The 12,260-nt window shown below is 59.6% G+C and carries 9 protein-coding genes; 7 read left to right on the forward strand and 2 right to left on the reverse strand.

The window, feature by feature from the left end; all coding sequences use genetic code 11:
* Positions 1 to 146: 146 nt before the first annotated feature.
* On the forward strand, positions 147 to 1,709 hold the full coding sequence (locus tag A3E1_RS0104240; RefSeq protein WP_020519497.1) for a hypothetical protein: 1,563 nt from the start codon (positions 147 to 149) through the stop codon (positions 1,707 to 1,709).
* A gap of 173 nt (positions 1,710 to 1,882) precedes the next feature.
* Positions 1,883 to 3,616 carry a S9 family peptidase gene (locus A3E1_RS38880; RefSeq protein WP_063825101.1) on the forward strand — a complete coding sequence of 578 codons (1,734 nt, stop codon included), beginning with the start codon at positions 1,883 to 1,885 and terminating at the stop codon, positions 3,614 to 3,616.
* Here the strand turns inward: A3E1_RS38880 and A3E1_RS0104250 are convergent.
* On the reverse strand, positions 3,605 to 4,846 hold the full coding sequence (locus A3E1_RS0104250; protein ID WP_026208072.1) for a helix-turn-helix domain-containing protein: 1,242 nt from the start codon (positions 4,844 to 4,846) through the stop codon (positions 3,605 to 3,607). The genes A3E1_RS38880 and A3E1_RS0104250 overlap by 12 nt on opposite strands.
* Before the next feature lie 373 nt (positions 4,847 to 5,219).
* Here A3E1_RS0104250 and A3E1_RS0104255 point away from each other — a divergent pair, with 373 nt between their 5' ends.
* The 5 genes from A3E1_RS0104255 (at position 5,220) to A3E1_RS0104275 (ending at position 11,186) form a co-directional block, all read left to right on the forward strand.
* The gene (locus tag A3E1_RS0104255; RefSeq protein ID WP_020519500.1) at positions 5,220 to 6,386 is read left to right on the forward strand and encodes a cytochrome P450; all 1,167 of its coding nucleotides are present in this window, start codon (positions 5,220 to 5,222) and stop codon (positions 6,384 to 6,386) included.
* A gap of 33 nt (positions 6,387 to 6,419) precedes the next feature.
* Positions 6,420 to 7,808 (forward strand): preATP grasp domain-containing protein, encoded by a 1,389-nt coding sequence (locus A3E1_RS0104260; RefSeq protein ID WP_020519501.1) that lies wholly within the window; start codon positions 6,420 to 6,422, stop codon positions 7,806 to 7,808.
* A gap of 23 nt (positions 7,809 to 7,831) precedes the next feature.
* Positions 7,832 to 8,980, forward strand: a complete 1,149-nt coding sequence (locus tag A3E1_RS0104265) for a hypothetical protein (protein ID WP_020519502.1) — start codon at positions 7,832 to 7,834, stop codon at positions 8,978 to 8,980.
* Positions 8,977 to 10,233 carry an ATP-grasp domain-containing protein gene (locus tag A3E1_RS0104270; protein ID WP_020519503.1) on the forward strand — a complete coding sequence of 419 codons (1,257 nt, stop codon included), beginning with the start codon at positions 8,977 to 8,979 and terminating at the stop codon, positions 10,231 to 10,233. The genes A3E1_RS0104265 and A3E1_RS0104270 overlap by 4 nt, the downstream gene beginning before the upstream one ends.
* A 644-nt stretch (positions 10,234 to 10,877) precedes the next feature.
* Positions 10,878 to 11,186 (forward strand): hypothetical protein, encoded by a 309-nt coding sequence (locus A3E1_RS0104275; protein ID WP_020519504.1) that lies wholly within the window; start codon positions 10,878 to 10,880, stop codon positions 11,184 to 11,186.
* A 9-nt stretch (positions 11,187 to 11,195) separates the two neighbouring features.
* Here the strand turns inward: A3E1_RS0104275 and A3E1_RS0104280 are convergent, their stop codons facing one another.
* Positions 11,196 to 12,185, reverse strand: a complete 990-nt coding sequence (locus A3E1_RS0104280; protein WP_020519505.1) for a phosphotransferase family protein — start codon at positions 12,183 to 12,185, stop codon at positions 11,196 to 11,198.
* Between the last annotated feature and the right edge of the window lie 75 nt (positions 12,186 to 12,260).

The raw sequence follows: 12,260 nt of genomic DNA on the forward strand, positions 1-12,260 counted from the left end.
GTTCCTGCAGCGATGGATCCCGCTCAGTGATGCACGGATCGACTCACGGGATTTAGTTTGGCAGGGCCGTAACTTCTATCGAACACGATCTGTTCGCGCGAAGGTTGGGAAGGATGAGTGGGGGTAATGGCCAGAGAGCCCGCCCTATGGCCATTGAATCAGGAAAGCCGGGCGCCGAAACAGTATTCTGGACTTTAGCCATCACCCCGGTGTTCGTGCGTCGCGCAGGCAGGCAGAGCGAAGTGCGTGTTTCAGAGTATTACGAGCTCGGAAGGTCACAGGCAGAGCTGGACTTTGTCGATGTCGACATTAGGAATGACGTAGGACTCTTTTTGGACCCAAAGGCATTGGCGCAAATATCCTCGCCTTGGGCCGACAGCTGTGTCGCAAGTGTCCAGTCGTTCTTCCAACGCGTCCTTGATGCGATTGCTGTAGATGATCATCCATTAGCGATTCAGCTATTATCGATGTTGCGTGAGCCGAACGAGACTCACCTTGGGCTCTCCCGTGGGCAATCGCGAGGTAGTGGCCTTGGCCATGATCTGGCCGAGGACTTTTGGGCAGCGCTCTCGACGAGTGGTGCTGTCCGGACAGGGCTTATTCAAGACCTTGAGGATACGGCCCTCGTGGTTGAAGGAATTGACCGAGACCGAATATCAGACATCACAACAAATTTGATCCGTAGAGAGCTTATCGAGTACACCCAGGAAACGTGTGACTACTACGGGATTACATTGGTTCCAGGTGTTTCGTCCGGCCCCTTGTGGCATGCAGTGGCAGGCGAATGGCGCGAGGAGTTCACGTCGTTGCCTATGCCTGATGGAGAGAAGCTCATCCTAATTCCTAAGGCGATAGTTCGCCGTGGGCTTCACATGAACGCCAGCGAGTTCTATCGACATCACGTGCTCAATTACCTTGTCGATCAAGAGCCTGGCAGTTCGCTCGGGGTGCTGTTGCGCCGTTCTGCCCGGATTACCAAGAAGTCTGTGGACGCGAAGTATAAGGACAGGTTTGATGCGGGTCGACACAATCCTGGCGTAGAGAAGCGGATAAATGCGTTTGCATCGCAAGGCAATCCAGAACTCCTACAATCATACAGAGAAGTAAAGTCATCCGAGCCAAGCATCGCGATCCCAGATGAAGAACTGGTTGATGCGATCGGAGGTCCTGTAGTTACGCTAAATGATCTACTTCGGATAGTTCTTGCTACTCCGCTGGGTAACGATGCCGCCGATGAGTACGAGCGTAGGGTGGAGGCATTGACGTCTGCATTGTTTTACCCGCACCTGGTGTTTCCACGCCGTCAACAGAGAATCCATGATGGACGAAAGCGCATCGACATCTCCTACACGAACAACGCCATTCGGGGCTTTTTCCATTTCTTAGCGCTTAATTACCCAGCAGCACATGTAGTCCTTGAGTGCAAGAATTACAGTAGACCAATCGCTAACCCAGAACTAGACCAGCTCCAGGGCAGGTTTTCACCCTCTAGAGGAAAATTCGGCTTGCTAGTCTATAGAGGCTTCGTCAACAAGGCATCAATTTGGCAGTCTTGTGTGGACACTGCCCGGGATGATCGTGGCTTCATCATTCCGATTGACGACGAAGATCTTCAGTTGCTGGTCGAGGAGCAGACGCTGCCCGCGAGCGCCGATCACTTCGGGTTCCTTCACCAGCAATTCCAGCGGCTGATCGGCATGATCCCGTAGCCAGCGGCCCGCGATCATTGTCGACGCAAGTAACAGGACACGTCTAATGTCCGGGCTACAGCGGGCGGCTGCCTCCGTCGAGGTGAAATTCTTCAGCTGGGACAGCTGGCTCGTGAGCACTCAGGGCCGTGTGGTCTACCGTAAGGCGGGATCAACTACCCAGGGACGTACTGATGGATATTTCTGCCAATGAGGTGGCGCGGCAATCTGTCTCCTTCGATGGCCTGTCGTCTAACGGCGAGCAGCTTGTATGGGTAGAGACCGGCAGGGATGGGCCGGGGATCTTTACATGGGCTGCTGCGAGTGGTGCTAAGGAACACGGGGTATGCGCATCTAGCCGCCTGCATGCCTATGGCGGTGGAGCAGTCGCTATACAGCCCGACCGTCTTTGGGTTGTTGACGCCCGCGATGGCGGGATCTGGGATGCGGGTGCTTCTGCGCCCTTGAGCCCGAAAGCAGGCACATTCGGTGATCTAGCCGCTGCGGATGGTCATTTGCTCGCAGTTTCTGAGGGCGCTGAGGGCGACGACCTGATTTCAATTGATCTTGAAGGCGACGCATGTCGTGAGTTATTGTCTGCGCCGTTCATCTCATCGCCTCGCTGGTTTGACGGACGGATTGCTTGGGTCTCCTGGTCTGCGGATGTCATGCCTTGGGACAGTTGTCGCCTGTGGACAGCGGACTGGAGCGGCCATGGTGCGTTGGGCCCTGCGCGGCTCGTTGCTGGTGGATTGGATGAGTCTGTTGCGGAGCCGCGGTGGAGCCCGGATGGCGTGCTGCATTTCGTTTCCGACCGAACAGGCTGGTGGAACCTTTACCGGTGGACCGAGCAGCACAGTGTCGAGGCGGTAGCTCCGATGGAGGCCGAATGCGCTGCAGCTCAATGGGAGCATGGCTACTCCAGCTACACATTCCTTTCTGACGGAACGATTGCGATATTGGCCCACCGTGGTCCGCTCCAGCAGCTTATGACCGTCGGCACGGAGGGAAAGCTCACCGAGATCCCGCTGCCCTACACAGCGATAAAGCCTTACCTCGCCTCAGTCGGCAGCAAGATCGCGCTGATTGGCGCATCGCCTACATTGCCTCAGCAGATCGCGTTAGTAGACGCCACGAGTGGTGAGGTCGAGGTCCTCCGTTCGGCCGCGGAGATTCCCGATGCGGCGCAGATCTCGGTGCCAGAGATCTTGACGTGTGACAGCGACGGCAATCAGATAGTAATCGCCTACTATGCGAGCAACGGCTCAGAGCCAGTAGGAACGATCGTCCGAGCGCATCCTGGGCCGACTTACCAATTGGAGCTACGTCTCGATTGGGAAACCCAGTTCCTGACAAGCAGCGGTTTCGCTGTAGCCGATGTGGACTATCGCGGCAGCACCGGCTACGGCCGCGCTTTCCGAACTGCACTAAACGGCAACTGGGGACATTTCGATGTAAATGATTGCGTCGCTGCAGCCAAGTTTCTCGTGACATCCGGCAAGGCCTCCTCAGACAGCCTGGTGATCTTTGGTGCGAGCGGTGGAGGTTTAACAGCGCTTAAGGCGGTGACAGCTGACAGCACGCCTTTCGCCGGAGCCGTAGCGCGTTCACCGATCGTGAGCCCAAGGTCGTGGGTAACGACAGCGCCGCGCTTCCAGCGCCCCCACGCTGCGACCCTCCTTTCACCACATAGCGAGCTTTTCGCCGAAGCCTTTCGCCGACCGGTGGCGATAGTTCATGGGGGTGAGGATCCTGTCGCCCCTGTTGCCGATGTGCGGAGCCTGGTGAGCGGACTACGCAGGCGAAATGCAGATGTTCATTACCTTGAGCTTGATGAAGTCGGCCATTTCCCGTCAGGTAAGGCACTGGTGGAAACGCTGGAGTTCGAGCTTCAAGCGTTCAAGAAGTTCGTCCAATCACGACGCTGACATCAGCCAGGATGTGTTGAGAGGCAGCGTTTCGTATGTGTACTCGAAGAGATCGCGAACGGCTGGAACACCAATATTCGGGTGCAAGTAACCAAGCATTTCGAGAACACGATGCTGGCTTCGAAACGACATGATCCCAGCCGCCAGATCGACTGCTTGCCTTCCGGCGGCGCATGCACGTTCCAGCTCCCCGTCGCGTGCGAAGGCTGAGGCAAGCAGCGCATTATCGATAGCGAGCCGCCGTACCCGGGAGGCGCCAACGCTTTTGATCGCCTGTGCGGCTTCCTCCTGCGCTAGCCGAAAGTTTCCAAGGTCGAAGAAGGCGTGCGCCTTCTCGTCCGCTAGGTCCGCTTGACTGAAATACGAAATGAACGCTGGTTCCTCGCCGGCTCGGCTACGCCCGAGTTCTCGCTCAGCGGCTAAGAGGGCCGAGGTTGTGCCTGGCTCGTCACCCGACCGCGCCCGCGCACGTGCGAGTACGACAAGAAATGCGGACCGTGTTGCCGGCGTCGATACGGTAGCTGTGCCCTTCATCGCGGCAAGCGCCAAACGAGCGGCCTGTTCGGGATCCCCACAGTGCAGGGACAGGTGCGCCAAGCTGACGGCGACCAGGTAGCCGCCATGTAGTTTGTCGCCTGCCAGGGTCGATGTCGCGAGTGCTTTGAGGTAATGCTCTTGTGCCGATCCGTCAGCGCCTAGGTCCACAGCTTCGTAGCCTGCGAGTTCGAGGAATCCAATCGATGCGCGCAGCGATGCTGTTCGGACACGCGGAAGTGCGCCCATCACGTGTCCGTAGTGGCTTCCCGCGCCGTGAGCGTGATCAAGCTGACGTAGCTGTACCAGTTCGTTGTCGAGGCTGGTGTCCGTCGGTTCGATGCCTCCGGGCGTTGATTCAGAGATCAGCCAATCGAGCACCGGACGATCACATAGTTCAGGCCGGAACGGCGCGCTTCCACGTGCCTGCACTAAAGCTCGCTGACGAGCCACCATTGGCCAGATCCGCTGCAAATAGCCGTTGCAGTGCAAGACGTTCTCGCAGCGCTTCAGAAAGTCCCAGGTTGGGTATCGGTCGGCGTTTTCGATCCGGCGAACGAGGTCTTCACTAACGAGTGAGGCGTGTCCTAGGTCCGCCTGGCTCAAGCCTTGTTCGTCCCGAAGCCGGCGCAGCTCAGCACCGAACAGGTGCAGCGGCGATGCTGACGGCAGCAATGTCCGCCTCGGAACCCCCATTGCCATCCCTCCCCCCGGACAACCTGTCGCATCATCGATTTTGGACCACGGCCAGCCGCCATAACAACTGTTTACTCAGATATTTCGATCATCGCCGCCGCTGACCCACGTGACCGCAATGCCTAATGCGCGTCCGGACAGTTGGCCTGTCCGGTCAGGACACATAGACGGCACACGCGCGATAGTGCGCAATAGATGTAGGCGTTGTGCGGCTGGCATCGCAGCCGGTCATTTCCCTTGCCGCATAACCCAATCACACCGACCAACTAAACAAACTTGGAGGCCGCTGTGTTCTACGACCACTGATTTCTGCCGAACCAGTTGGGCCCGCCCTACGCCCCCTGCGGGCCCACATCATCTGCGAAGGACTGCCATGCCTCAAGTGATCGCACCAAGCTATGACCCGCTCGATCCGGAAGTCATCGCCAATCCCTATCCACTGTTCGACGCGCTGCGCACCAGCACCCCGGTTTTCTGGCATGAGGGCATGCGGTCGTGGTGCCTGACTCGGTACGCCGACTGTGTTCAGGTTCTTCGCGATCACAAGACTTTCGCCCGCGACCGGCGCCGCGCTGGAGATACCGTCGCCGGTCCGAGCCTGAGCGTCCAGTCCCTTGACCCTCCGGACCAAACCCCCGTCCGGCACCTGTTCATGAACGCCCTTCGTGCTCAAGACCTCAGCCACATCGAAACCCGGGCACACGAACTCACGCGCAATCTGTTGGCCAAGCTGTCCTCGCAGCCTTCGTTCGATGTAATGCCGGAAATTGCCATGCCGGTTGCCGTGGACGCCGTCTCCGGCCTGCTGGGCGTGGCTCCGCCACGGATTGAATCTTTCGCTGAGATTTCCGATGCGATCATGCGCAGTATGGATGCCGGGCTGGATCCTTCGACTGCTGAGCCCGGCCGGATAGCGCGAGTGGCGCTGACGAAGCTTGTGGACTCCTGGCTCAACGTTGATAGCCAGGGCTTGCTCGGTGATGTCGTGAGGAACTCAAAAGGCTGGCCAGACCAGGAGCTCACATACATCCGCAACACCATCCGTGTGATGTTCCAGGGCGGCTACAGCACCGTCACAGCCGCGATCGGCAACGTCCTCCACACACTCATGACGCACCCAGAAGGGTTGGAGCTCTTTAGAAACGGCGCTCCGCTGGAGACGGGCGTGGATGAGCTCATCCGCTATGACGGACCCGTCCAAGGCACGAGCAGGATCGCCATGTCGCCCTGCATGATCGGCGGTCAGCAACTGTCATCCGGCGACATGGTCGTCGCACTCTTCGCCGCTGCTAACCATGATCCTGACCAGTTCGACAAACCCGCCGTACTCGACCTGCTGCGCTCCCCGAACCAGCACCTCGGTTACGGCTGGGGCACTCATTCCTGCATTGGCACGACCGCCGCGCAGGCGACCCTTCGCGGCCTTGTTGGCGCGCTGGCAGACCACCCTGCCTCACTTCACTCTGCCGGCCCGGCAGTGCGAAGGAGAACCGCGACGATGCGGCTATTCGCCACACTGCCGGCCGCCCTATCCGCCTAATCAGCCCGAACTCCAGAAAGGAGCTAGTGCTCCGTGCGAATCCTCATCGGCAATCACATTGACCCTGCGATACGCGACCGCGGCGACCTGCGCACATGGACCCAGCGCGTGTTCTGGTTCGCCCGCAATGGCGACGTCGTCATTCTGAGTGCAGAGCCGGACAATCGATTTCTGAGCTACGTATGCAATCACCTCGGGATTGACCAGACGAGCCTGCATGTGATCGTCTCGCCGGAGGGCCCGCACCGCGGTCTCCTGCTCGATCCAGAAACGCTTACGAGCCCGCAACTGCTTCAGGCTGTTACGGAAGCCATCGGCAGCGAGCGAGTCGATGAAATCTTCCCCCTCTGGCCGTCGGACAGCGTTGCTAGGTTCGCCGATGCGCTAGGTCTCCGTGACCGACTGCCTGCCGCGGACTTCTTGTCTCAGCGTGGCGGAGAGCTTTGCAACAACAAGGCACTCTTCCGCGCTATCGCTGCAGCATCCGGTACCGCCACACCTGCCGGCACGGTGTGCCACGACATGAGTGAAGCGATCCAGGCTAGCAGCGACCTGATCGCACGGACTGGGGCCGTGATGGTCAAGCAGGCCCACAACGGTGCGGGCATGGGTAACCAACTCCTCCTAGCCGACGAGACTCTGTCTGTCGGCCATGTCGGCGCACGGCACCTGCACCTACTGTCCGGATCGGACATAGCTGCGCTTGAGGCCTACTGGTCCGAGCGATGGGTCTGGGCCTCGGCGGAGAGGCGATTTCCCGTTGTCGTCGAAGAGTACGTGCCTGGTGCACAGACGATCTATTCCGAGCATTTCGCAAGCGACGACGGAACTCAGCCGACAGAGGCGGGGTCACTGCACTACGTTGGCCGTCGACTCAGCTACCAGATCGTCCCGCTTCGCCATGCGGCATCAGAAGTTCAGCAGCAACTGCTCGACGGCGGTACCCAGCTTGCCGACGCGTACCAGCGCTTTGGATACCGCGGGTACCTAAGCGCAGACGCCATTGTCACGCCAAGCGGAGACGTGCTGTTCACAGAAGTAAACGCCCAAGTCTCAGGATCGCTTCACATCTATCAAGCTATCGCTAACGGCATCGTCAGAGTTAGCGAGTCGCCACGCCGCGCCGTGACCGAGTACCACGTGCCACCGACCTGGGCCGTGCCCGACTGGAAAACGTTCATCGCGGAGGCTGAAAGACAAGGGACACTCTACGACCCGAAGACCCGCACAGGAGTCATTGTGTCGATGCCGATCGAGGCTCAAGTGCCGGGCATTGCACAGTTCGTGTTCTGCGTCGCCTACGGCTCCGAGTTCGAACGTGACGCGACGCTAGCGGGCCTTGACCACGTTTTCAACGGCATCCCTGATGGCACGTATGACGCCAGTGAACGAGTTGGTGTCCCAGCAGCTGCATCCGCATGACGAGAGTCCAATTAGGAGCATTTGTGAAACTGAGAAGCCATGATGACTTCACGCCGCTGCGCGAGATCGTCGTAGGATCCGCCGAGAATTACCTTTCGCACGAGCGCGACGTGACCTTCGAGCTGTTCCACCACGAAAGCCTGGCGGGGTTTCGCTCGGACTGGGCCTACCCGCGCCTGTCGGCTCAGGACAGCGGGAAAGCAAGCGACCTGTGGCGCATAAAACAGCGATACACCGAGGAACTGCATGAGGACGTCGAGAACCTAGCCTCAGTTATTGCCACCTTTGGCGTCACGGTCCGCCGGCCGATACCGCTGCCAGCAGCGGCCACCCGCATCGCCGGATGCGGATGGGAAGCCACGCCAACGCCGGCGCTGAACATCCGCGACAACACCCTGATACTTGGCAACGAAATCATAGAGACGCCGCCTGCGATCAGGTCGCGTTATCTCGAAACCCGGCTTCTGGCGAAGGTTTTCACTGACTACTACAACGCCGGAGCAACCTGGACCACGATGCCCCGGCCTGTGCTGACCGACATATCGTTCGACCTCGCCTACGCACGGGATGCCGCGACGACGTTGGGCGGCCCCACAGAGCCCATCAGCGATCCTCAGGTTAGCCCGTACGACGTGGGCTTCGAGATGATGCTGGACGGTGCGCAGGTACTGCGGCTTGGACGAGACCTTGTGGTCAACGTGGCGCATGCCAACCACGAGATGGCACTTCAGTGGCTTGCCCGTCATCTTGGCGAACGCTACCGAATCCACCGTGTATACCGGATGGCGGACAACCACATTGACAGCATGCTGCTCGCACTCAGGCCAGGAGTATTTCTTGCGCGCCACGAGGGACTACGGCAGATGCTCCCAGACGCCTTTCAATCGTGGAAGTTCATCGTTCCTCCCGAGCCAGACCCAGGTACCTTCCCGACCTATGAGGAAGACGATCTGGTCCTCACAAGTCCATACATCGACCTGAACGTGCTCTCCATCGACACGAACACAGTGCTGGTGAACCAGGAGTGCACCGGCCTCATCAAAACTCTTGAGGCTGAAGGCTTCACCGCCGTGCCGGTGAGACACCGTCACCGACGCTTGTTCGGAGGCGGGTTCCATTGCTTCACCCTCGACACGAACCGCGACGGCGAGCGCGAGGACTACCAGTCATGACGACCACGCGGGTCCTGTTGCTTGAGGCCGCAGGGCCCGAGTCCCATGCCATCGCAACGACAGCCGCTGCCCGTGGATACGAGGTCTTCACAGTCACAAGCCGTGAGCGTTGGGACGGATACGACACCGCTCTCCGAAACCTCCTCACCGGGCACCTGCTCACTGACTTCTCGTCGTCAGACCAAGCGGCGAAAGCTGTCGTCGCCTATGCAAGGCTGATCAAAGTATCTGCCGTGCTCACCACCAACGAGTACCTGACGCCACTTTGTGCACTCGCTGCCGCCGACCTCGGGCTGCCAGGCAACGACCCGAGCCTCGCCTTAGCAGCACGCAACAAGGCGCAAATGGCAGCGAGGTTTGCTGCATACTATGTTCCGGCTCCGCGAACACTCGTCCTAGATGGCGGTTGCAACGTGGAAGACCAGATCCACGCGGCAGGGCTGAGCTTTCCTGTCGTCGTCAAGCCATCGGAAGGTGCAGGCTCCGGCGGAGTCACGATCGTTGATTGGCCTAAGGCGCTAGCGGGAGCGGTGCTCGATGCCAATGGTCAACGTTCGATGTACGGCGCGCTGCTTGACGGGCGCGTCCTCATCCAGGAGTACGCGAACGGCCAGGAGTACAGCGTCGAATCCATCACTCAGGATGGGCGAACCTCTCACCTTTGCCTTACCCGCAAGCTTGTATCAGAAGGCTCCAACCGCGTTGAGATCGGCCACATGCTTCCTGCCGACGAAGATGCAGACAGCACGGCCATTTTCGATGCCGCCAGCCAGGCAATCGCCTCTGTAGGAATCCGCAATGGCGCCACCCACACGGAAGTAATCCTCACGCCCACCGGCGAATGCAAGGTCGTTGAAGTAGCTGCTCGAATCGCCGCAGGCAACATCGGCCACCTCATAAGGCACGCCACCGGAGTCGACCCGTGGGCTGCTTGCCTTGACGTCGCCCTGGGCCGCCCCATGCAACTACAGAGGACCTCTGATTGCTTTGCCACGGTGAGGTTTCTAAGCGCCAATCGTTCTGGTCGGCTTGTCGCGATACATGGGCTTCCCAAGGTCAGCTCAGAGATTCCGTTCGTACGGGTCCGTGCCACGGCGGGTACGCGTGTCGCGCCACCCCGCAGCAACTCCGACAGGCTCGGATGCTTCGCTGTTGTGGGCAACAATGCCTCCGATGTAGAGCGACGTGCAAACGATCTGCTGGCAGACATACGGATCGAGGTAGAGCCGGTCGCGAAGGCAGGCGACGCATGACATCCGCATGGCATGCTCTAGAAGATCTCATCACCCCAGCCTGCTTCCCGACGCCACACATCCTCATCCGGGCTAGCAACGGCAAAGTGAATTCCGACCTGGGAGAATTCGCGAATCTTCAAGCGCATCAAGCCAAACAGATCTATCGCATGCTCCGCCGCAGCCTTTCTCCCACGTCGGACTCGCGCCGCCGGGAAGCTGTCCTTGCGTCAGCATTTTCTGCGGTTGAGCTGTGGAGATACCGGCTCGCTGCGGCGCGTCCCAGCGCTGACGGGCGATACAGCGCCATCCATGCCGAAAACTTCCGAACCCGGATTACAGACCAAAGCCCAAACTATTTTCCGATCGGAGATCCACGCCGGTTTCGCGAGGGAGCGGTATGGGACGAACAGGAGCTCCGGTACACAGACGGAGCCGAGACGCCTGCAAGCCGAACTATGGAGGAGATCCTCCGAACTGGCAGCCGACGATTCGAGAAGGACGACAGCGATGTCGTCGTTAATGAAGTAAGACTTCCTTCCGGTCAAACGGTTCCTGGCGCACGCCTCCTGCGGAACTCGGCTGCTTCAGAGGCCGCATCCGTTATCGCATCAAGGATTGCGGCACGCGGGGGCGATACGTCGCGCTGTCACAGCAACGATGAAATGCTCTACATCGCGAGTGCGCTTGAGCACAAGCGGCGCGTAATCTTCCGCTGGGCTATGTGGCTGCTAGCGATGCCAGGCGGCGAAGGTCACGCGGCGGAAAGGTGGGTTCGGGCCGCATACCTGCTGTACCAGGCACCACGCCACAAACGCGGTGTGGACGCTGTGGTCCGTACTTTTCTTGTGCCCGTTGGCTTGTACCTGAGCGGAAGCCCATCGATGCTGCCACACCAGCTAGATCTGCTTGCGTATGCCCACTCGCAGCCCGAGTTTAATAGCGCGGTCCGCCAGCTCATGGCTGACGGATGAGCTGAGCTGTCAGCGCTGCAGCTTCGCTATGACCTCACGCATTTGCTCGTACGTCTCTGGTACTGCGCTGTGATTGCCGAGCCGATGACGCTCCAGCCGGATGGCCGCAACGTGCTTGGCTTGATAGAACAGCTCGCGCACCTGCCGGCCTGGCGTATCGGGAAGCTGCCCATAGGTTTCCCAAAACGCATCTCGCTCAGTGCCAGGCTTCTTACCCGCCATCTGAATGGCCCAGTCGGAAGCTGGGTCCCCCCAGGAGGTTCGATCGTTGTCGAACACCCCGGTAATGGTTGGCTCGGGCGCATCCGCTGCCAGCATGACGTTGACCGTCCACAGATCGCCGTGCAGCATGCTCGGCTGGGCTATCTCGTCGAAGACGTCCCTGTCTTTCTCTGCAAGCGCTGCCAGGAGGCGCACGTCGCTCGACTCCAGTCCGACGCTGTCGATGTCGTCGGCAATTTGCCCGAGCACGAAGAGGAAGGCCTCACTCCACGTCGCGAAGCGTGACCCGCGCACCGCCCCAAAGCTCTCACCGTGAACAGAGTGAATGCTGCGGGTGATCTCGCCTAGTTGTCGAAACACTAGCCGCCACATGCTCCGATCGTATTTGCCCAGGGCTTGCGGACCAGGGATGCCGGCCAGCAGGGTCTGGAACAGATAGTCGCGTCCGATCACATCGTGTGTGAAGTCTGCGCCCAGCGTCTTCGGGATGAGCGAGGCGATAGGGGCCAAGTAGGGCACGCTGTCGTATTCCGCCCGCATCAGCTCGCGTTCGCTGCGGAACTGCCGCTCTGGCTCGGGTGCCACTCGAAGAATCACGGGTCCTACCGACTCGATCTCCACACGGTAGGTGTTGTTGTACATCCCGTTGCCTAGCTCCACCGCCGACGCCACCTTGACGTCTTCGCCAAATATCCGGCGGGACATGGCCAAGATCTGGTCTGCCAAGACTGACTCCTGGAAGGAGCCCGGTTCACGTTTGATCGGAGTGAAGTCCATATAAGTATCGTGCCCTTCGCGGACGATGTTTTCGCGCTACGACGGCGGACATGTTCTTTGTCCGCTTCACAATGC

Origin of the sequence: Catelliglobosispora koreensis DSM 44566 (assembly GCF_000379685.1) — a bacterium.
In the GTDB taxonomy this organism is placed as follows: Bacteria; Actinomycetota; Actinomycetes; order Mycobacteriales; family Micromonosporaceae; genus Catelliglobosispora; species Catelliglobosispora koreensis.